This window comes from Dyella sp. PARNA 12/25 (genome assembly GCF_055702865.1).
Genome location: NZ_JBVQCI010000003.1, coordinates 150,571 through 171,857, shown reverse-complemented (window position 1 = coordinate 171,857; position 21,287 = coordinate 150,571). Strand labels below are relative to the sequence as shown.

The window sequence follows — 21,287 nt, the reverse complement described above, 5'->3', positions numbered from 1 at the left end:
GCGACCTCCACTCACGCGAAAACACGCGCTGGCTTCAGCCATGCTGGCTTCTGCCTCGCCATCAACTAGCGTGTCATTGCGCTAGCCTGCGGGTGCTCCCATCGTCATCGAGGACAGCGCTGCGAGCCTTGCGCTCTCTTCGGCGAACAGCGCGGACCGCATTCTGTGATTTTCCCGCGTGACGCTTACTGCGTCCGTCATTCGAGCATAGCCGCAGCGTGCGCCGGCTTCGTAGAACGCGAGTGCGCCGTGCAACGATCGTTCAAAGCAAGTCTTCGATCGGCAGCAAAACGTTGAGCTCCATCTTGAAGCGCCGCCACCAGGTGGTTTCCGGTGCATGATCAAAACGGATCAGTTGGCCGTTCGACTGCGTAGCCTGCCAGTACTCGCGGCCGTTGCCGTCCAGCAGCACCTCATAGCTGTGTATGGGCTGGGTGGCATCGGCAAAGATGTGCAGCAACGCTTTGGCGAGCACTGGCGAGTCGACAATGACACCGTCTTCGGTATTGATGTCGATCGAACGCGGATCAAGGTTCATCGACCCCACGAAGGCGTGCTGGTCATCCACCACAATGGCCTTGGCGTGCAGGCTGCTGGTGCTGGCAGTAGACCCGAAGAAGTGGCTGCCGCCATGCTCACGCGTTGCGCCGGGTTTCAGCTCGTAGATGCGGATGCCGGCTTTCAGCAGTGGCGGGCGGTAGGTCGAATAGGCGCGATAGACATTGCCTGCATCGGTAGAGGCCAGTGAATTGGTCAGAACGTCCACTTCGACGCCGCGGTCACGCAGGCTTTGCAGATAGCCCATGCCACGATTGCCGGGCACGAAGTACGGCGAGATCAAGGTCAGCCGCTGCGTGGCACCGTCCGCCCACGCATGCACCACGGGTCCCATGTGCAGGTCTTTGCTGTTCAACTCCGGATTGCCTTTGTCGGGATCATCCGCGAGATAGGTGGTCGGCCCCCACGCCCAATCGGTGTCGGAGGATTCATGGGCGATATTGCCCATCTGGCTCACCAGGTTCTGCGCGTAGCTGCTCTGGCTGAACTGGCGCGCATGCTGCGCCAGGGCGTTACTGAGTTTGGCCAGCTCGGCAGGGTCCGGCGTACCGTGATGAAAGGCTCCGATAGGGACCGATTGCGGACTGTTCCAATAGCGGTCGAAAACCTGCCCGATCTGCGGCACCACGGGACCCATGAGCATGACGTCCAGGTCGCGGAAGTTGACGTTGCCGCTCGCATCAAAATACGCATCACCGATATTGCGTCCACCAATGATGGCCATCGCGCTGTCGGCAATGAACACCTTGTTGTGCATACGGCGGTTGAGCCGCGAGAAATCTCCCGCAAACTGCTTGCCTATGCCCCAAAGCGAGTTGTTGCGCTCCAGAAATGGATTGAACAGCCGGATGGCGATGTTGGGATGGCCATCCAGCGCGCGCAGCACTTCGTCATTGCCCGCCACATGCAAATCATCCAGCAGCAGGCGGACGCGAACACCACGATTGGCTGCCGAAAGCAGGTGTTGCGCCAACAATTCCCCGGTCGCATCGCTTTCGAAGATGTAGTACTGCACGTCGAGCGAGTGCTTGGCACGATCAGCCAGTGCAATACGGGCCAACAAGGCATCGTTGGCGTCGCTGATCAAATGGAGACCGGAGTCCTGGCCATGTGGCGCGGTTACACGCGTCGCATACGCCACCAGTGGCGCATCCGCCTCGGTGGGCAGTATTGAACTGGGGACACGGGGGTAATCGAGGCGCAGCTGCGAATTGGTGCAGGCAGCGAGCGCTAGCAGCCCGAGGCATGCAAGGTGACGTAGCGATATCCCGGTCATGCATATCTCCTTGAGGTGGAACCTGGGAGAAGCGGCGACCCTGCACAAGCTGTACGTACTTGTACTACTCCCTCTCCCTTGCCGGGAGGGGCCGGAGTGAGGCGCCGATGCTGCGATGGCGCTCGCTCCTTGCCGAGCTATCGTTCAAACGTTCCGCAGCGAAGGCCGCTTACCGCCCGAAGGTGATTTCCTTGCCCTCGTGGTCGCGATCCCAGCCACGCAACTCGTCGCGGATATGGGCCACGCGCTGACGTCCCAGCGCATTGCGCTCCTCGTCCAGCACCTGACCATCCAGCAGCTCGGCCAGACGCTGCGCGGTAGGCAGCATGGCGTCCCATGCATCCAGCGCCGGGATGGGTGCCGGCAGCGTCATGAAGAAACTCAGGCCCGGCGTGCGCAGCACATCGACGCGGGTCAGGTCGAAGTTGCCCGGTTTGAGCATGTTGGCCACGCTGAAGATCGGTCCCAGCTCGCGCTTGCCGTCCACCAGACGGTGGTAGATGCCCATGTCGCCGAATTCCAGCCCGGTCTTTTCGGCGGCAACGATAAGGTCGGCACCATTGAACACGCTGCCTTCGCGCGCCACCACGAACAGGGTGACGATCCGTTCGACCGGCAGGCGTTCCGGGCGACGACCGACGTCGGAGCGCGGCGGCACGCGCGGTGCTTCTGCTACCGGTGCCGACGCGGGCGCGGCAGCGGCGATCATCGGTGCCGGCTCGGCGACGTGTTTCGGTGCCAGAGGGTCGGCACTCGTGGCATGGGCCAGACTTTCCTCGAACTTCTCCGGCGGTGCGCGCAGTGCGTCGACGATAGAAGCGGCAATGCCCTGCGGCTTGCCGATAGGCGCCGATTCCATCTTGTCCTTGCCGCCGGCAAGCGTCGCGCCGAGACGCTCCAGTTCTTCGCGCAGACCCACGTCCAGCTCGCCCTGATGCGGCTTGCGCTCGTCGAGCGGATCCATGTGGAAATCGTCGTGCGCGTTGAACGAGGGTTCGTCCAGCACCTCGCCCTCGTCACCGAAAGTGGGTTCGCGGCGCTCACCGGAAGGATTGGGCACCACGCGCCGCTTGCCCTGCTCCTTCTTCGGCTGGCCGAACACCCAGATCAATGCGAGCACGATCAGGCCAACGATCAGCATCGGAACGCCAACGGCGGCATTCCAGGCAAAAGCAAGTACGGGTTGCGCGGTCATAGTCGTTCCTCAAGCTGCGCCCGCAAGTTTAGCTGCTTCGGCGAGATCCACCTGCACCAGTCGCGAAACACCCGGCTCGCGCATGGTCACGCCGCACAACTGCGAAGCCGCTTCCATGGTTGCCTTGTTGTGACTGACAAAGATGAACTGCACCTTCTCGCTCATCTCCTTCACCATGTTGGAGAAGCGACCCACGTTGGCTTCGTCCAGCGGCGCGTCCACCTCGTCCAGCAAGCAGAACGGTGCAGGGTTGAGGCCGAAGATCGCAAACACCAGCGACACCGCGGTGAGCGCCTTTTCACCACCGGACAGCAGCGTGATATTGGACACGCGCTTGCCCGGCGGACGCGCCATGATCGCCACGCCAGTGTCGAGCAGATCGTCACCGGTGAGTTCGAGATAGGCGTGGCCACCACCGAACAGACGTGGGAACAGCTCCTGCACGCCGGCGTTGACGCGGTCGAAGGTTTCCTTGAAGCGTTGGCGCGTTTCGCGGTCGATCTTCTTGATGGCAGCTTCCAGCGTCTCCATGGCGCTGGTGAGATCGGCAAGCTGGTTGTCGAGATAGGTCTTGCGCTCGCTCTGCTCAGCATGTTCCTGGATCGCAGCGAGGTTCACCGGCTCCAGGCGCACAATCTTCTGGCCGATTTCCACGAGCTGCGTGCGCCATTGGCTGGCGTCGGCGTTCTCGGCCAGCTCGGCCAGCAGCGGTTCCAGTTCGAGGCCGGAGGCGGTGATGGCTTCGGCCAGCTGTTCGGCACGCAGCTGCAGGGCCTGGGCGGCAAGGCGCTTCTGCGAGAGGTTTTCGCGCAGCCCATTGAGCAACTGCTCAATGCGCTGACGCTCATGTTCAAGACGGCGGAACTCGCCATCACAATCGTCCAGCGCACGACGCGCGTCCACCAGCTGCTTGTCGACCAGCAAGCGCTGATCGAGGTAGGTCTGGCGCTCGGCTTCCAGCTCGGCAATGGGGTCGGTACCGGCAGCCAGCTGCTCGGTGATTTCGCTGCGACGCGCGTCGATCTGGCGCAGCTGGGTTTCCATGCGGGCCAGCGCCTGCTCCAGCGAGGTCAGCGAGGAACGCTTGGACTCCATCGACAACGCCAGCGCATGCGCCTGGTCGGCCGCCTCACGCGCGTTCATACGCGCTTCCTCACGCGCTTCGAGCAAGGCGCGGCGTTCGTTTTCCAGTTCGCGGCGCTGGTCTTCCAGATCACCCATGTGGCCGACGGACTCGTCCAGGCGCGCACGCGCATCGCGCGTCTGCGTCTGCAGGTCGTCGAGCTGATTGACCAGATCGTTGATTTCGCCAGCCACCTTTTCGGCGCGGGCGCGCGCGGTTTCCATCTTGCCGCGATGACTCTGCACCTGACCGGCCAGCTCCGACTGACGCCGATGGGCGTTGTAAAGCTCACGCTGCGCGTCGTCGCGCGCGCGTTCGGCCTCGAACTTGCTGGTGCGCAGATCATCCAGCGTCTGGGTGGCTTCTTCGATGCGCTCTTCCAGCGCAAGGATCTGGTCGGCCAGCGTGCGCATCTCGCGCTCGCGCGCCAGCACACCGACCTGGTTGCCCTGCGCGCGACGGACGCGTGCCCAGCCCGGCCCCAGCCACTCACCGTTGCGCGTCATCACCGACTGGTACGGCGCCAGCGCGGAAAGCCCGGCAACGACCTGATGTGCGTGCTCAATCGAGTCGGCCGTCAACACGTGATTAAGAATGGAAATGGCAGACGCCGGCCCGCGCACATGCGCCGCCAGCGTACCTGCCGTGTTGGCGCCGCCTTCGGAGCCATCCACCAGCGCCACGTCGGCGTTCTCGAGCGCGCCAAATTCCTTGGCGAGTGCGTGCGACTCGTCAACCAGCACGGCGTCGAGGAAGCCAGCGAGCGCGGTCTCCACGGCAGTTTCCCAACCGGCCTCCACCTGCAGCGATTCGCCGAGGCGGCGCGATTTGTCCAGGCCGAGACGGGCCAGCCAGCCACTGGCGGCGCTCTCTTCTTGACCCAGTGCCGCGTGCTGCAATGCTTCGAGTGAGGCCTGACGGCCACGTGCGGTCTGCAATTGCTGACGCGCCTCATTGAGCGAGGACTGCACCTGACGTTCTTCGTCCTGCACCTTTTCGTGCGCGAGCTTGTGCTGATCAAGCAGGCCGCCGAGGGACTCCACGCGCTCACGCTGCGTGTCGTGCTCGACATGCAGCTGCTCAGCGGCGGCATCGAGCGCCGCCACGTCGGTGGCCTTCTGTTCGGCTTCCAATGTTTCGCGGCGGCGCGACAGGTCGATGGCCTGGCGGTCCAGATAGTTCAGCTTGGTGCGTTCGACTTCAGCGGCACGGCTCGATTCACCCGCGGTACGCGTGTGCGAGTCCCAGCGCTGCTGCCAGTCGGCCAGCTTGGTCTCCGTTTCACGCAGCGATTCCCCCGTGTCGTCCTGCATCTGCTGCAGCGACTCAAGCTTGGGTTCGCCTTCGGCCAGCGCCATCCGCAGGGTTTCCACCTGCGTACGATCATTGGCGATGTGTTCGGCCAGCTCGGCATGCTCGCGTTCGGTATCGCCCTGAGCGCGCTGCAGGCGGTCGGCCGTCTCGCGGTTGAAACGCACCTGCTGTTCGACGCGGGCGATCTCGGAACCGACCTTGTAGACCTCGGCCTGCACCTTGTTCAGATGCTCGGTGGCTTCGGTGTGGCGCTCGCGCACCGTCTCCATCTGCGCCTCGTGATGGCGCTGTGTGGCGACGTGCTTTTCGATTTCTATCTCGGCCGCCGACAGGCCAGAACCTTCCTTGTCGTGCTGACCCTTCAAGCCGCGATATTCGAGTGCGCGCAGTTCGGCTTCCTTGCGCGTCTGCTCTTCCTTCAACGCCTTCCAGCGCTCGGCCGCGCGAGCCTGACGGTTGAGGTGCTCAAGCTGCTTGTCGACCTCGTCACGCACGTCGCGTACACGGTCGAGGTTTTCGCGGGTGGACTTGATACGGCTCTCGGTTTCCTTGCGGCGCTCCTTGTACTTGGAGATGCCGGCCGCTTCTTCGAGATGCGTGCGCAGTTCGTCGGGTGCTGCCTCGACGATCTGGCTGATCATGCCCTGCTCGATGATCGAGTAACTGCGCGGGCCCAAACCGGTGCCCAGGAACAGATCGGTGATGTCACGACGGCGGCAACGTGCGCCATTGAGGAAATACGCAGACTGCCCGTCGCGCGTTACCTGACGCTTCACTGAGATTTCGGCGTACTGGCCGTACTCGCCCTGGATGGTGCCGTCGGCGTTGTCGAAGATCAGCTCGACCGTTGCCTGCCCGACCGGCTTGCGCGAGTTGGAACCGGAGAAGATCACGTCAGTAAGCGAATCACCGCGCAGACGGCTTGCCGCGCTTTCGCCCATCACCCAGCGGATGGCGTCGATGATGTTGGACTTACCGCACCCGTTGGGACCCACTACGCCGGTCATATTGGTCGGCAAATGCAAAGTGGTGGGGTCCACAAAGGACTTGAAACCGGCGAGTTTGATCGTGGTCAGGCGCATGCGGGCGTCAGCAGCCAAAAAAGGTGAGGCCCGAGGCATTCGGGCGATGGGTCACTGTGCCAAACGCAGGTCCCTGCCGCAATGCGTTCTGGCTCTATGTTTCACTTTAACACCGAAACGCAAGTCGATGTTATAGAACAATTTATTACCCAGGCGTTGGCGGCCAACCCCGCAAACGCGGAAATCCGGTGCCATGTGGGTCGCCGAAAAAGCCAAAGTCACTGGGTCCCCGCCTACGCGGGGACGACGATCGAAAACCCCCGGCGCTTACTCGCCCGGCGCCTTGGCGTCGATGGAGAGCGCGTGGATGCCGTTGTCCATCAGCCCCTGCACGGCGGCATAGACCAGGCGGTGACGCTTGATCGACAGCTGGCCGGCAAAGGCTGCACTGACGATGCGCACATGAAAATGCCCCTTGCCTTCACCGGCATGGCCGGCATGCTTGTGACCCTCGTCCAGCACTTCCAGCGCCACCGGGTCGAGCGCCTGCTGCAGGCGCTCGCGGATCTGCTCCACCATCGGCGCGCTCATGCTGCGGGCAACGCCTTGCGGAACGGCTTGATGCTGACGTCGGCGTAGACGCCGGCCGCCACATACGGATCAGCCTTGGCCCAGGCTTCCGCATCCGCCTGCGACGGGAATTCCGCCAGGATCAGGCTGCCAGTAAAGCCGGCCGGACCCGGATCCTCCGATTCGATCGCCGGAAACGGGCCGGCGATCAGCAGGCGGCCTTCATCCAGCAATTTCTGCAAACGCTCGATGTGCGCCGGGCGGGCAGCCTTGCGCTGTTCGAGTGAGTTGGGCACGTCCGTGCCAATAATCGCAAACCACATGGATCAGGCCTCCGGGCGCATATAGGGGAACAACAGCACGTCGCGGATCGACGAGGCGTTGGTCAGCAGCATCACCAGACGGTCAATGCCGATGCCCAGGCCGCCCGTCGGCGGCAAGCCCACTTCCAGCGCGCGGATGTAGTCAGCATCGAAGTGCATGGCTTCATCGTCGCCGGAGGCCTTGGCTTCCACCTGAGCCAGGAAACGCGCTGCCTGGTCTTCCGGATCGTTGAGCTCGGAGAAGCCGTTGGCGATCTCCTTGCCGTTGACGAACAGCTCGAAACGGTCGGTGATACCCTTGTCCGTGTCGCTTTCGCGCGCCAGCGGCGAGACTTCCACCGGATGCTGGGTGATGAAGGTCGGCTGGATCAGGGTGTGCTCCACCGTCTTCTCGAAGATTTCCAGCAACAAGCGGCCCCAGCCGAAGTCGTTCTTCACCTGGCAGCCGAGGCGCTTGGCGTGTGCTGCCATCGCGTCGCGATTGCGCAGGTCTTCGCGGCGAATCTCCGGGTTCAACTCGAGCACGGCGTCTTCCATGCTCCAGCGGCGGAAGGCCGGGCCCACGTCGATTTCGGTGCCTTCCCAGCTGAGCTTGGTGGTGCCGATGACGTCTTTGGCGGCGTCACGGATGACACCCTCCGTCAGGTCCATGATCTCGGTGTACGTGGCGTAGGCCTGGTACAGCTCAAGCATGGTGAACTCGGGGTTGTGCCGGGTCGACACACCCTCGTTGCGGAAGTTGCGGTTGATTTCGTATACGCGGTCGAAACCGCCCACCACCAGACGCTTAAGGTAAAGCTCCGGCGCCACGCGCAGGTACAGATCCATGTCCAGCGCATTGTGGTGCGTGACGAATGGGCGCGCCGCGGCGCCGCCCGGGATCACGTGCATCATCGGCGTTTCCACTTCCATGAAGCGGCGCGGCTCGGCCTCGAGCCACTTGCGCATAAAGCCGATGATCTTCGAGCGCTGCGCAAACGTGCGGCGCGCTTCCTCGGTGACGATGAGGTCGATATAGCGCTGGCGATAGCGCTGCTCCACGTCGGCCATGCCGTGGTGCTTGTCCGGCAGCGGGCGCAGGCTCTTGGTGAGCAGGCGCAGCGAATCCACCTTCACCGACAGCTCGCCGGTGCGGGTGCGCATCAGCGTGCCTTCGGCACCCACGATGTCGCCCATGTCCCAGCTCTTGAACGCCTTGTAGGTGTCCTCACCCACGGTGCCCTGGTGAATGAATAGCTGGATGCGGCCGTTGAAATCCTGCATCTGCACGAAGGCGACCTTGCCCTGGTCACGCTTGAGGATGATGCGACCGGCCACCTTCACGCGGCGAGCCAGCGCCTCGACGGCCTCGGCCGTCCACTTCTCGACATCGGCGAATTCGGCCTGCAGGTCGCCAGCGAAGGCGTCCATCTTGAAGTCGTTCGGAAATGCCACGCCCTGCCCGCGCAACGCTTTCAGTTTCTCGCGACGCTCGGCGATCAGCTTGTTCTCGTCGATGGGCTGGATTTCGGTCGTGTCAGTCATGAGGTTTCCGTAGCTGCGGGCGCCCGCATCGTTCGGTGGGCGCATGTCTTGTTTTGTCGTTGCATCATCGAACAGGCGGGGCACTGCTTTCCCGTCACGCCGACGGTCAATCGTCCTTGCCGAACACGTGTTTCACCGCGTGTTTGGTGGCGTCCCAACCTTCTTTCGCGCCGTGGCCTATGCCTTGGCCGACTTCTTTTGCGCCGTGCCCGACAGTGACGGCGGCATCTCGCGTACCGTGGCCGACCGCCACACCCGCATCTCTCGCGCCGTGCCCTACGGTCACGGCCGCATCCTTGGTGGCGTGCCCCACGTCACGACCGGCGTCACCGACACTCTTGCCGGCAGAGCGTGCATCTTCCTTGATGCCCTGACCGGCAGAACCACTGTCCTGTGCGGTGGCCACGCCCTGGCATGCCGCCAGCGATGCCCACAGGACCACCATCTGGAAAATTTTCCTGCTGTTCATGCGGGCACCGCCTCCGTCGGCAGATTCAATAGCGAATGATCAGGCGTCCACGCGCTTGGCGCCCGCATCCAGGCCCGACTTCAGGCTGGCTTCGACAAACTCGTCGAGGTCGCCGTCGAGCACCTTCTGCGTGTCCGAACGCTCAATACCAGTACGCAGATCCTTGATGCGGCTCTGGTCCAGCACGTAGTTGCGGATCTGGCTGCCCCAGCCGATATCGGACTTGGAAGCTTCCAGCGCGTCCTTCTCAGCATTGCGCTTCTGCAGCTCCAGTTCGTACAGCTTCGCGGCCAGCATCTTCATCGCGCGATCGCGGTTAGCGTGCTGACTGCGTTCGGTCTGGCAGGCCACGACCGTATTGGTCGGAATATGCGTAATACGCACAGCCGACTCGGTCTTGTTGACGTGCTGACCGCCCGCGCCGGACGAACGGTACACGTCGGTTCGCAGGTCGGCCGGATTGATGTCGATGTCGATATCGTCATCCACTTCCGGCGACACAAACACCGACGTGAAACTGGTGTGGCGGCGGTTGTCGGAATCGAACGGGCTCTTGCGCACCAGGCGGTGCACGCCGATCTCGGTCTTCAGCCAGCCGTAGGCGTAATCACCTTCCACGCGGAACGTGGCGGACTTAATGCCGGCCACTTCGCCACCGCTGACTTCCATCAGCTCGGCCTTCCATCCGCGCGACTCGCACCAACGCAGGTACATGCGCAGCAGAATTTCCGCCCAGTCCTGCGCCTCGGTGCCACCGGCGCCAGCCTGGATGTCCACGAAGGCGTTATTGGCGTCCATCTTGCCGGAGAACATGCGCTGGAATTCCAGCTTGGCCACCTTGGCTTCCAGACCCTTGAGGTCGTCGACCACGGACTGCACGGTGCTCTCGTCTTGGTCGGCGGCGGCCATTTCCAGCAGTTCGCCGGCATCGGTGAGACCGGAGGTCAGCGAATCGATACCGCTGACGATGGTGTCGAGACGGGCGCGTTCGCGACCCAGTTCCTGCGCGCGCGGCGGATCGTCCCACACGGTGGGGCTTTCCAGTTCGCGGCTTACTTCCTCGAGACGCTCACGCTTGGTGGCGTAGTCAAAGATACCCCCTAAGCGACTCGACGCGGCCCTTCAGGTCCGCAATCTGCGCAAGGATCGGATTGGTTTCGATCATGGATGGGAAATCATGGGAAAACGGTCTGTCATGGTAACAGAGAGGGGTTGGCAAGGGGTGTGGCACCTTGTGAGGCCCGGCACTCCTCCCTCTCCCCGCCTTGAGAGAGGGCCGAGGTAAGCCCAAAAAAAGGGGGGGGAGGTGGGGCGCTTGCGGGAACACATACTCTTCCTCACCGTCATCCCCGCGAAAGCGGGAGGCGCTTTTCAACAGCCGAATGGCTGGTCATCCAGTGACTCTGATCTCGGCTTCGAATGTGGCGCTGCCGCCAGCTTGCCGCCTACGCGGCGGGCGTTTCGACCACCGTGAAGGTGGCAATGTCGTCTGCCGACGCTCGAGTCACTTTTCTTTTGCTGGCCCAAAAGAAAAGTAACCCAAAGAAAACGGCCTTAAGAGCGGGGTGGTCGTAGCGTCGTGCTGAATAAAAGACTTGGCGCCCGTGAAGCCCGGATCGTCACGATCGCACGACACGCGGTACGGCTACACCGCAACGCGCCATGGCGAAGAGGACTTAAAGCAGGCGCACTCCTTGTTGCAGACTGGGGAGTTCGCGATGCAACGCACTTCTCCCTCTCCCCTCCGGGGTACGCGGGGAGCGGCCATGGACGGCCGCGGATTTGATGAGCGAGGAGAGGGCTGGGGTGAGGGGCCAATCTTGCCTCACCATCTCAAACGAGTCGTCACCCCGGCGTAGGCCGGGGTCCAGTGGCGTCAGTTGTCGGTTTTGCCGATATCGCCACCGTGCTGCCTCCACAACTGCAACGAGGCGGCAGCACGACAATCCAAGCCTGTGACGCCACGGGTTGACCAGCTTCGCTGTTGTAAAGCGCTTCCGGCTTTTGCCAAGCTGACGTTGGGAAAGGCCTAAAAAAGCAGAGACAACAACTCCGCCAACAGCACCACCTACCCCAACGCCTGCTGATGCACCCCCTTCACCGCCCTCCCTGACGGATCCGCTGCCCCCGCAAACGCCGGGTCCCACGCCAACGCCGCGGGCGACGAGCACGCAATCGACTTGCCTCCCGGTACCGTCGCCGCACACGCCTGCCCCGGATAGAAACGCTCAAAGATGCGCCGATACAAATACGCCTCCTTCGTAGCCGGCGGGTTGTGCGAAAACCGCGTGGCTGCCGCCGCAAATTCGCGGTCACTCACTGCTTGCTCCGCATGCGCTTTGAGCCCATCGATCCATCCATAGCCCACGCCATCGCTGAATTGCTCTTTCTGCCGCCACAGGATTTCATCGGGCAAGGCGCCCTGAAATGCCTCGCGCAACACCGCCTTTTCGATGCGGCCCTGCCCGGCCATCTTGTGGCGCGCATCCATGCCCATGGCCACATCGAGAAATTCCAGATCGAGGAATGGCACGCGAGCTTCCACGCCCCAAGCCATCATCGATTTGTTGGCGCGCAGACAGTCGTAGCTGTGCAGCGCGTCGAGCTTGCGCACGGTTTCCTCGTGAAAGGCTTCTGCCGACGGCGCTTTGTGGAAGTACAGGTAGCCGCCGAAGATCTCATCCGAGCCTTCGCCCGACAGCACCATCTTCACGCCCATGGCCTTGATACGACGCGCCAGCAGATACATCGGCGTGGAGGCGCGAATGGTGGTGACGTCATAGGTTTCGATATGACGAATCACCTCGGGCAACGCATCCAGGCCTTCCCAGAAGGTGTAGACGAAACCGTGATGCACCGTGCCCAGTGCATCGGCTGCGACCTGCGCTGCGGCAAGATCGGGCGAGCCTTCCAGGCCAATCGCAAAGGAGTGCAGACGTGGCCACCAGGCTTCAGCCCTGTCGTCATCCTCCACACGATGACGCGCAAAACGTGCGGCACAAGCGGCCACCAGCGACGAGTCCAGGCCGCCGGACAACAGTACGCCGTAGGGCACATCCGTCATCAGCTGGCGATGCACGGCCTGCTCAAAGGCTTCACGCAATGCGCCCGGCGCGACATCATGCCCCTGCGTGTATACATAGTCGCGCCACGGCTTGTGGTAGTAACGGCGTAGCTCGCCAACGGCGCTGTCATAGATGTGCCCTGGAGGAAATGCGGCCACGTCAGCGCAAATGCCAGCCAGCGCTTTCATCTCCGACGCTACGCACACACGCCCGACGCTATCGTGCCCCCAATACAACGGGCATACGCCGATGGGGTCGCGGGCGATCACGTAACGCGCCGCGTCTGCATCCCACAGTGCAAAAGCAAAGATGCCGTTGAGACGGGATACCCAGTCGGCAGGTTCACTGCCTTCGCGGTAGAGCGCGTTGATCACTTCGCAATCGGAGCCGGTGGTGAAATCATAGTCACTGGCCACGCGCAGCTCGCGATGGTTGTAGATCTCGCCATTCACGGCCAGCGCCAGTGCGCCGTCGCGCGAGTGCAACGGCTGTGCGCCGCTGGCGGGGTCGACGATGGCCAGTCGCTCGTGCACCAGGATGACCCCGGCGTCGACGAACACGCCGCTCCAGTCGGGTCCGCGATGACGTTGGCGCTGGGAAAGCTCCAGCGCCTGCTGGCGTAGCGCAGCCAGATCATCACCTGGCTGCAGATCGAACATACCGAAGATCGAACACATGGCTTGATATTCCCGGGGTTGTTTTTCAGATGGCGGAAAAACAAAAAGGCCCGCTGAGAGCGGGCCTTTTTGCGTGTGTATGTGTGGAATTACTGCTTACACGCCGGCCCACCCGTGGATGCGGGTATTGTTATTGGCGTTATTGTTGTTCAGCGCGCGCACGCACTCGCTGGCCGTCGCGGCGGCGGCGGTCATGGCAAGAAAGTGGGCATAAAGGCTGGACATGGCAGTGACTTCAACACATGCCGCGTTCGCTGACAAGTACTGAAAACGGTTTCATTTGTTCCCTTCTTCAGCTTCCGGCCGGGGCTCACGCACCCAGTCCATGGCTGCATCCAGCTCTGCGTTGCGGAACAACTTGAACTGCGCCGGCACCGCAAACCCCATAGCCAAAGCCGCGATGCGCAGCCAATGCACGTCGGTCACCAGCGCCACCCGATCCCACCCGCTAAAGTGGCGAAAGCCCAGCATGGCGTCTTCCCACATGGCGCCAGGCTCGAAACCGGTGAAGTCAGGACCGACGTGGTAGAGCAAACGCAGCTTGCGATTCACCGCAAACGCCGCTTCGATATCAGGCACCAGCACGCGCTCGTAATCCGTTGCGGTTACCTGTCCACTGGCACGAAAACCCAGTGTGCCTGGTGGCAACCCTGCGATCTGCTCGATCATGGCAAGCCTCCCTGGGTTCGACGCCAACCTGTATCGCAAAACCCGCGTTACGGACGCGTCACGGCCGCTTCACGTCACTCTTCCGCCGAGGGCTTGGTGCGACGTTTCCGCGTAACTGCAGGTTTTGCTTCGGCGGCGGCAATCAACCCCTGCAGATAGGCAATGCCCTCTTCTTCGGGGAAAAATGCAACGACATCCGCCACGCTCAAGCCATAGCGCTGGCGCAACTCCAGAAACTCCCGCTTCGCGCGCTGCGCGGGGAGTTCTTTGGCTTGCTGATGACGACGATCCTGCTCCTTGTCCAAGGCAGCCAGTTCTTCCTGGAACTGACGATAGGCATCTTTATTCATAGCCATCGCGGAACGAGTGGGAGCGATGAGGGACACGCATTGTGGCACGTTGGCAGCACGATCTTGGAAAAGTCCGTGCATAAAGTCGTCAATATTTGCTACGTCATCGAATCGTAAGAGAAATCTCAGCGATGCCGGTCATAAGTTTTGCGTTGGCCAAAACAGGCCGCTGCTTTAACTGCTCGCGAACACCCGAATGGATAGCCTGATACTCCCGCGACAAACTTGAAGGAGTGCCTATGGATCCCACGACCCTAGATGCACCATTTGCCAGCGAGAGCCAGCCCATCGACGTCCGCCGTGTATCACCGGACCCCATTGAAGGCTACGTGCTGGACCCGTGGTCCGGCCTGTACCAGGAAACCGAGACCACCTACCAACACCGCCTCCAGGCCACCCTTGCTGTGTCGGCCTGACCAGAAAACCCCGCCATGCGCGGGGTTTTCTGCATCTGGAAGCCACGCACCGATTAGATCGACACTTGCCTGCCAATATCCACCACCTGCTCCGGTGGTACATGGAGATATTCGGTAACACGCACGCTGTTGCGCAGCAGTACTCCAAAGAACTTTGACAGCCAACGCGGCAAACCGCGGCGATCACCACGCGGCACGATCTTTTCCATGCCGATGAAATAGGTCAGCTCGTTGGAATCCATGCTGCAGCCATGTGCGACGATCTGCGACATGAGCGCCGGCAAATCAGGCCGTTGCATGAAGCCATAGCACGCCGTGATGGCCCAGTAGTTCGGATACACCTCGGTCATGGTGAGGCGCTTGCGTACCGGGATATACGGAATGGACGCGACGTCCAGCGTCACCGCCAATACGCGCTCATGCAGGGCGCGACTGTGCTTGACGTACCACATCATCACCGGTGGCGTGGTGGTTTTGGCCCTGGTGAGAAACACGGCCGTGCCCGGCACGCGCGCCACGCCTTCGTCGGCGATCTCTTTGAAAAATGCCTCGACCGGAACGGGGTTTTCACCCAGTCGCATCGCCACCGCCGTGATGCCCTTGTGCCAGACAAACATCACTAGATACACCGCACCTGCGAGCAGCAGCGGCACATAGCCGCCTTCCAGCAGCTTCATCATGTTCGATGCAAAGAACGATGCATCCACGATGAAGAAAACGCTGGCCACGGCGACACAGGCCACGATGTTCCATTTCCATATCTCACGCATGGCAATGAACAACAGCGCGCTCGTCATCAGCATGGTGGCGGATACGGCAATACCGTAGGCACCGGCCAGGTTGTCCGACCTCTTGAAGCCAAGTGCCAGGCCAATGGTTACCACCATCAGCGCCCAGTTGACCGCCCCCACGTAGATCTGGCCGTAGCCTTCGCTGGACGTCTGCTGGATCTTCAGCCGTGGCATCCACCCCAACTGAATGGCCTGCCGCGTCATGGAGAACGCACCCGTGATGATCGACTGGCTGGCGATGATGGTGGCAACGGTGGAGAGAATAATCAGCGGCAACGTCAGCGACGCCGGGCACAGTCGATAGAAGATATTCCCCGCCGTCGGTGCGCCCTCCAGCACGATGGCGCCCTGCCCCGCATAGTTCAGCACGAGGCTGGGAAACACCAGCGTGGACCACGCCAGCTTGATCGGGCCGGCCCCGAAATGGCCCATATCCGCATACAGCGCCTCTGCGCCAGTCACACACAGAAAGACGCCACCCAGCACCAGAAAACCGCTGCCGCCACTGTGAAACAGATAGCTGAGTGCGTAATAGGGATTGAGCGCCCACAGAATCGATGGATGGCGCACCACGCCCCACACGCCCAACACGGCCATGGTCAAAAACCACAGGGCCATGATCGGCCCAAACGCGCGACCTATTCTCGCTGTACCTACCGGCTGCAACGCGAACAATGCCAGCAGAATGATCACCGTCAGTGGAAGCACGTAGTGCTTCAGCGAAGGCGCGGCGATGTCCAGACCCTCCAGTGCCGACAACACCGAAATCGCTGGCGTTATGGCGCCATCACCGTAGATCAACGCCGCGCCGAACAAACCCGTCGCAACAATCGCCGGGCGCTTTTGTCGCTTCACGCCAAGCAAGGCCATCAATGCCAGGATGCCGCCTTCGCCATCGTTGTCGATGCGCATGGCGAAACCGGCGTACTTCACCGTCGTAACGATGATCAGCGTCCATACCAGCAGAGAAATGACGCCAAGAATGGTGGGAGGGTTGTTACCACCGGTCAGATCCAACACCGTCTTGAACGTGTACAGCGGACTGGTGCCGATATCGCCAAACACCACGCCAAGCGCACCAATGGCAGCAAGCAGCGTGGTGGGTTTCTTCCAAGGACTTTCTTCGGACGGCTGATTCACGAAGCACCTGTGCAGCGGCCAGCATGGGAAGTGGCGGGCAGCGTACCGTCGTGTGATGACAATCCACGCAAAAGCCAATCGCTCGGGCCCTGCGACCCCACCGGCAGCCTGCCTACCTGCGTGATGCTATGCCCCGAAAGGTCAAGGCGAGCACAAGAAAAGCCGGCCCTCTGCCAAGGACCGGCTCACAACATAACGCTTTAGAGGTCGTCCGGACTGCGAACTGGCATCGCTCGAATGCACAGAGCGCGTATCACCCGCGTAACAGGTGCCCGCCATCGGCAGCATCTCGATGGGTCACTTAATGCCCCTTGAGGTCAGCCGAGCCGGAAGCGCGGATGCCTCGGACCATGATTTCGGCCTGGATTTGCCCGGGAATGGCGGCTTCAACCGGGGCGCGCCCCTCCATCGTGTCCAGCAAACTGGCGAATCCGTACAGCCAGGCGCGCCAGTACACGCCCTCGCCGCGCTCAAACACTTCGCAGAAAACCTCAATGGGCTGCCCTTGATCGTCGATAAGCGTGAAGTTGGTATCCATAGAAGGAGCCCCTTCTAGTTTTCAGGCATAGCCATACCCGGCGCCGCGTCCAGCTATCTGCGATGCCGCAACTGCGAAGGTGTGGGGAAGCCAGAATGTGGTTGGTCTATGACCAGATGAATCAAGGATTGTGCCAACCGCGCCGCCGGCCCTGTTTTGCCTTTTTCCAAGGGCAAAACGGCGACCGCGCGCTGCACGTGCAACGCACATGCAGCCTTGTCGAGAGCAAGCCCTTCAGTGCAGAAGTGGAAACTGGGAGACCACCTTCCAGCGGCGATCCTCACTCACCAGCAAGGTGACGTTTTCGCACCAGCAATACACGGGACCGTAGTCAGCCAGTCTCTCGCGCAGCTCATTGGCCACCGCTTCCTTCTCGTGTTGCACGCCACGCGCTGCCGTGAGGTGGGGCACGTAATCGGGAAAAGCGCCACCACCCTTCGGTTGATCGGGAAACGCGGCAACCAGCGCATCGGCCAGCTCGATGATGGGCTTGGCGGACTCCGGCGCCAGCCAAACCACCGAGGGAAACGTACGCACCTCAACCAGGCGAAACATCGGTGCAGGCACGCCGGCAACCACATCACGCAGCCGCGCCAGCACCGGAGGCGACAACCACTGGCTTTCCATGAAGGGATAGATGAGCGTGATATGCGCGCCAAGACCGCGCCTGGCGGAGGGGTCATATTGGTCGCGAAAGCTGCCGACCACCGTCTCGGCCTCCGGCACCATCAACGCGAGCAGCGTTCGGCTCATGCCCACTCCGAGAGTATTGCCCAAGCCTGATCGCGGAACCCGGCCAGTGCCCGCTCATCTTCAGGCTGTCGCAAACATCATGGCACAGGGGCGCAGCGCCACACCCGCATCATCGGCAGATGCGTCATGGCCACTCTATGTCTGGGCCCTATCGCCTTGATGTGGGGAGGGGTTCAAAAGGCACACCCGCTGGCGGCGCACTACGTCCGTGCTGGTGTCAGACAGGCCTCTCCAGCCCAACTTTTACCCGGGCATAATTGACGACAATAAATTTACCCGGGTATATTTATCGCCATCGCCTCTACACCACACAGCGACAAGGAGCCCTTTGCATGGCACCCGCCCAACCTCTCGTTCGATATCTGGAGCCAACCGAAGCCGCGGGGCGTGCCTTGGTCATGCGTCGACTGACAGGCAACATCGTCATGCTCAACCTGCTCCGCTTGCGCGATTGGGCAGACTACTCGGCAACGCCCGAGCTGGCACCGGAGTCACCCATCACCGGTGAGGAGGCTTTTCAGCGCTATATCGCGCACACGATGCCGTTCCTGCTCGAGTCGGGCGGCAGCGTGGAGTTTCTGGGCAAAGGTGGGCCGCTTCTTATCGGGCCGCCGAACGAACGCTGGGATATGGCCATGCTTATCCGGCAGCACAGCGTCGAATCGTTCCTGAGCTTCGCCTCGCATCAGGCCTATCTGGCAGGCCTGGGGCACCGCACGGCAGCCATCGAGGATTCGCGGCTGCTCCCTCTGACGGACATCGCTTAGCAACGTGCAGCGTAAGCCGAGAACCGAATCCGACTAGCTTTCCGGCCACGGACTCGGCTCAACCTCATCACCGCCCTGCAATCCACGCGCGTGTTCGATGCCCAGCTGCTCGGCCGCGCTACATGCAGCCGAGGGTGACGGGAATCCATGCGCCGTCTGCCCCCGCTCGACCAGACGCCAATTGAAGCCATCATCCTCCGGGCAAGCATGAAGGCTCCAGGCGCCAAGCCAGGTCCTCGCCCCGTGGGATTCACCTTCGCTCGCAGCCGCGTCCACCAGATACCTGCCAACCACCACCGCCATACGCCCACACTCCGCCTTGTCGAATCGCTGCATGCTGCAAATGACCTGCGTGACGAGCAAGGAGATAGATCATGGACGCGGCGCTGCAACTCTGGTGGGGCGTGCGTACTCACTGCATTCCATGTCTGCATACAGCCAAGTGAACACTTGCGTATCAAGCACCGAATGCGGGCGCGCGCCCAGCCGCTTACGTGTGATGAGGAGCGACGTCACCGCGCAATCTCGAGGTCGAGATAGGTGCCACAATGAGGCTCGTTGCGGCCCTCGTACCTCATTCAGAGCAGGAGGCGGCTATGCCGAACATTTGGATAAGGATCCACACCCTATTTCTGAAGTGGCTTCTGAACGGCACACCTCTCAAGTTGTGTGCACTGGCGCTATCGGTCGCCCTACCCATCACGGGCACTGCGCAAGCGCAATCTCCACCTTTTGAATCGTTTGCCGTGCCGGCCGGCGCCGGGCCGCACGATGTCGCACCATCACCCGATGGCACGGTGTGGTACACGGCGCAAGCACGAGGCGCGGTTGGACGGCTAAACCCGCGCGACGGCAAGGCAGACTGGATTGCACTCGGCGAAGGGTCTGCGCCGCACGGCGTGATCATCGGCCCTGATCACGCCGCCTGGATCACCGACGGCGGCCTGAACGCCATCGTACGCGTCGACTCGAAGACACTCGCCATCACGAGCTTTCCGTTGCCTAAGGAACGACAAAACGCGAATCTCAATACGGCCGTCTTCGACAAGCGTGGACATCTGTGGTTTACCGGACAGAACGGCATCTACGGCGAACTCGATCCTGCCAGCACGCAGATGCGCGTCTTCGATGCACCGCGTGGACGCGGACCCTACGGCATCTGCGTCACCCCTGATGGGGGCCTGTACTACGCATCACTGGCGGGCAATTACCTGGGCCATATCGACCCCGCAAGCGGTGCGGCGCAAGTCATCGAACCGCCCACAGCGAACCAAGGGGCACGCCGGGTATGGGCTGATTCAAAGGGGCACGTTTGGATGAGCGAATGGACCGCCGGCAAGGTCGCCATGTTCGACCCAGCGAAACATCAATGGCGCGAATGGGTATTGCCTGGCAGCAACCCTCATGCGTACGCCATCTTCGTCGACGACCACGACATCGTCTGGCTCAGCGAATGGAGTGCCAACGCCCTGGTGCGATTCGATCCGCGAACGGAGCGGTTCGATGTGTTGACGCTGCCGCGCGACCACGCCAACGTACGCCAGATGATGGGTCGCCAGGGAGAGCTCTGGCTTGCCGAATCCGGTACGGATCATCTACTTCTCCACCTGACTCGTGCGACGGACGCCAGCGGCCATTGACGATCGCAGGTAGCGGCGATTCATCGCGCACGGCAAAAGCCCGGCCAGCCCCGGGCTTTTGCCGCCTGACTTGAACCCTCTGACGGCTCACGACTTCCCTCATTCCGTTTCGGGGTCAGTCGATGGAGTTGAGATGGAGTGACATTGATCACGAGGGAAACGAAACCAGCATCGAGAACCTTTCATGACCTCCGCCCCTTTCCTCTTGAATTAGTCCGCCTTCCCAATGATGGTTTCGCCCGCTCGATGTGCTTCAAGAAGCATCTGAAGGGTGCACTGGGGATCCAATTCGAAGCGAACGCATTCGGCGTTGAGGACTCTCCATGCGGCAATGTATGCATCCGCCTTGGCCGTCGCCTTCAAGAAAGTCAAAGCGGATGCCGCTATGGCGACGACGATGGGCAGGTGACCACTCGCGGTTACATTTTGTGCAACGAGGATGGCCCCGACACTGGCAACGAGCCCGAGTCCGTAGTGGATGACGTTCCAGATCCAAAAGCAGACACACCAATACCGACGCTGCTTCACTATGAGCGGTGGCGTTCTGACCAGTTTGCACATAGGACCTCCAAGGGCTGCCGAGGCATCAAGTGGAGCGGTGCTCCACACTCTTCGCCGCGACGCACATATAGCAAAGGGGCGCGTGGATCGTACGCTGCAGTCTTCGCCTCAGCGCTATTTCCACCAATCTAGACTCGAGACAAACCGATAGGCCGCATGGCTTAGCCCCACTCAGAACCACTCCACCCCATATACACAGGATGAGCATGCGGATTCCGGTCGATTCGAACATCAATTCTGGTAAGCACTGAACACCCCGCTGGTGTTGATCAGCGGTGCCGTGTGGCACTACCAGCTATATTCTGCGAGGGTCCGCTTGCGACCCAGAGCGGACATTATCTTAAGCCCGGAACACCGTCGGATGTTTCCGCTCAGCTCAGAGAGGGCGGGTTCTCGCTGGCGCAATCAAACAAAGGGATGGGGTAATGATTACGCTTCAGAAGGCACTTTTTGGAAAGATCTCCGATAGAGAGACCGCTGTTGATCTTGCCAAGTGGACCGGGGATGCCTACTTCGGGTGTGCGGTGCTGTTGGTCGTTTTCGCGC

The 21,287-nt window shown here is 61.6% G+C and carries 20 protein-coding genes; 3 read left to right on the top strand and 17 right to left on the bottom strand.

All coding sequences use genetic code 11. The features are described from left to right. Nucleotides 1-262 precede the first annotated feature (262 nt). The 12 genes from AC0GUR_RS08530 to AC0GUR_RS08475 all read right to left on the bottom strand — a co-directional run bounded on the left by AC0GUR_RS08530 (nucleotide 263) and on the right by AC0GUR_RS08475 (nucleotide 14,141). On the bottom strand, nucleotides 263-1,834 hold the full coding sequence (locus tag AC0GUR_RS08530) for a phospholipase D-like domain-containing protein (protein ID WP_472877031.1): 1,572 nt from the start codon (nucleotides 1,832-1,834) through the stop codon (nucleotides 263-265). Nucleotides 1,835-2,003: 169 nt separating this feature from the next. Then, nucleotides 2,004-2,975, bottom strand: a complete 972-nt coding sequence (gene zipA, locus AC0GUR_RS08525; RefSeq protein WP_472877367.1) for a cell division protein ZipA — start codon at nucleotides 2,973-2,975, stop codon at nucleotides 2,004-2,006. A 63-nt stretch (nucleotides 2,976-3,038) separates the two neighbouring features. Then, nucleotides 3,039-6,548, bottom strand: a complete 3,510-nt coding sequence (smc, locus tag AC0GUR_RS08520) for a chromosome segregation protein SMC (protein WP_472877030.1) — start codon at nucleotides 6,546-6,548, stop codon at nucleotides 3,039-3,041. 267 nt (nucleotides 6,549-6,815) lie between these two features. Further along, entirely contained in the window at nucleotides 6,816-7,079 is a 264-nt protein-coding gene (locus tag AC0GUR_RS08515; protein WP_472877029.1) for a BolA family protein, read from the bottom strand. Next, nucleotides 7,076-7,381, bottom strand: a complete 306-nt coding sequence (locus AC0GUR_RS08510) for a YciI family protein (RefSeq protein WP_472877028.1) — start codon at nucleotides 7,379-7,381, stop codon at nucleotides 7,076-7,078. The genes AC0GUR_RS08515 and AC0GUR_RS08510 overlap by 4 nt, the downstream gene beginning before the upstream one ends. Before the next feature lie 3 nt (nucleotides 7,382-7,384). Beyond that, nucleotides 7,385-8,905, bottom strand: coding sequence for a lysine--tRNA ligase (gene lysS, locus AC0GUR_RS08505; protein WP_472877027.1), 1,521 nt, complete (start codon nucleotides 8,903-8,905; stop codon nucleotides 7,385-7,387). A 106-nt stretch (nucleotides 8,906-9,011) separates the two neighbouring features. Beyond that, nucleotides 9,012-9,374, bottom strand: a complete 363-nt coding sequence (locus AC0GUR_RS08500; protein WP_472877026.1) for a hypothetical protein — start codon at nucleotides 9,372-9,374, stop codon at nucleotides 9,012-9,014. A gap of 39 nt (nucleotides 9,375-9,413) precedes the next feature. Further along, nucleotides 9,414-10,539 (bottom strand): peptide chain release factor 2 gene (gene prfB, locus AC0GUR_RS08495; protein WP_472877025.1). Its coding sequence is split into 2 segments (ribosomal slippage): nucleotides 9,414-10,463 and nucleotides 10,465-10,539, totalling 1,125 coding nucleotides; the frame shifts between segments, so codons are not numbered across the junction. 903 nt (nucleotides 10,540-11,442) lie between these two features. After that, complete coding sequence (gene asnB / locus AC0GUR_RS08490) at nucleotides 11,443-13,116, bottom strand: asparagine synthase B (RefSeq protein ID WP_472877024.1); 1,674 nt, start codon at nucleotides 13,114-13,116, stop codon at nucleotides 11,443-11,445. Between the two features lie 96 nt (nucleotides 13,117-13,212). After that, on the bottom strand, nucleotides 13,213-13,341 hold the full coding sequence (locus AC0GUR_RS08485) for a hypothetical protein (protein ID WP_472877023.1): 129 nt from the start codon (nucleotides 13,339-13,341) through the stop codon (nucleotides 13,213-13,215). 51 nt (nucleotides 13,342-13,392) lie between these two features. Next, complete coding sequence (locus AC0GUR_RS08480; protein ID WP_472877022.1) at nucleotides 13,393-13,785, bottom strand: SpoIIAA family protein; 393 nt, start codon at nucleotides 13,783-13,785, stop codon at nucleotides 13,393-13,395. A 74-nt stretch (nucleotides 13,786-13,859) separates the two neighbouring features. After that, a complete protein-coding gene (locus AC0GUR_RS08475) occupies nucleotides 13,860-14,141 on the bottom strand; it encodes a 2-hydroxyacyl-CoA dehydratase (RefSeq protein ID WP_472877366.1) in 282 nt (93 codons plus the stop codon). Nucleotides 14,142-14,374: 233 nt separating this feature from the next. On the opposite strand from AC0GUR_RS08475, the gene AC0GUR_RS08470 reads away from it, so the two are divergent. Then, nucleotides 14,375-14,551 (top strand): hypothetical protein, encoded by a 177-nt coding sequence (locus tag AC0GUR_RS08470; protein WP_472877021.1) that lies wholly within the window; start codon nucleotides 14,375-14,377, stop codon nucleotides 14,549-14,551. 53 nt (nucleotides 14,552-14,604) lie between these two features. Here the strand turns inward: AC0GUR_RS08470 and AC0GUR_RS08465 are convergent, their stop codons facing one another. The 3 genes from AC0GUR_RS08465 to AC0GUR_RS08455 form a co-directional block, all read right to left on the bottom strand. Continuing rightward, nucleotides 14,605-16,482, bottom strand: coding sequence for a potassium transporter Kup (locus AC0GUR_RS08465; protein ID WP_472877020.1), 1,878 nt, complete (start codon nucleotides 16,480-16,482; stop codon nucleotides 14,605-14,607). A gap of 301 nt (nucleotides 16,483-16,783) precedes the next feature. Beyond that, nucleotides 16,784-17,020 carry a hypothetical protein gene (locus AC0GUR_RS08460; protein ID WP_472877019.1) on the bottom strand — a complete coding sequence of 79 codons (237 nt, stop codon included), beginning with the start codon at nucleotides 17,018-17,020 and terminating at the stop codon, nucleotides 16,784-16,786. A 234-nt stretch (nucleotides 17,021-17,254) separates the two neighbouring features. Further along, nucleotides 17,255-17,773, bottom strand: a complete 519-nt coding sequence (locus AC0GUR_RS08455; protein ID WP_472877018.1) for a 2'-5' RNA ligase family protein — start codon at nucleotides 17,771-17,773, stop codon at nucleotides 17,255-17,257. A 332-nt stretch (nucleotides 17,774-18,105) separates the two neighbouring features. On the opposite strand from AC0GUR_RS08455, the gene AC0GUR_RS08450 reads away from it, so the two are divergent. Next, on the top strand, nucleotides 18,106-18,540 hold the full coding sequence (locus AC0GUR_RS08450; RefSeq protein ID WP_472877017.1) for a hypothetical protein: 435 nt from the start codon (nucleotides 18,106-18,108) through the stop codon (nucleotides 18,538-18,540). A gap of 33 nt (nucleotides 18,541-18,573) precedes the next feature. On the opposite strand, the gene AC0GUR_RS08445 is transcribed toward AC0GUR_RS08450, so the two are convergent. Further along, the gene (locus AC0GUR_RS08445; RefSeq protein WP_472877016.1) at nucleotides 18,574-18,876 is read right to left on the bottom strand and encodes a hypothetical protein; all 303 of its coding nucleotides are present in this window, start codon (nucleotides 18,874-18,876) and stop codon (nucleotides 18,574-18,576) included. A 260-nt stretch (nucleotides 18,877-19,136) separates the two neighbouring features. On the opposite strand from AC0GUR_RS08445, the gene AC0GUR_RS08440 reads away from it, so the two are divergent. Further along, nucleotides 19,137-20,180 carry a Vgb family protein gene (locus tag AC0GUR_RS08440; RefSeq protein WP_472877015.1) on the top strand — a complete coding sequence of 348 codons (1,044 nt, stop codon included), beginning with the start codon at nucleotides 19,137-19,139 and terminating at the stop codon, nucleotides 20,178-20,180. 210 nt (nucleotides 20,181-20,390) lie between these two features. On the opposite strand, the gene AC0GUR_RS08435 is transcribed toward AC0GUR_RS08440, so the two are convergent. Beyond that, complete coding sequence (locus AC0GUR_RS08435; RefSeq protein ID WP_472877014.1) at nucleotides 20,391-20,741, bottom strand: hypothetical protein; 351 nt, start codon at nucleotides 20,739-20,741, stop codon at nucleotides 20,391-20,393. Between the last annotated feature and the right edge of the window lie 546 nt (nucleotides 20,742-21,287).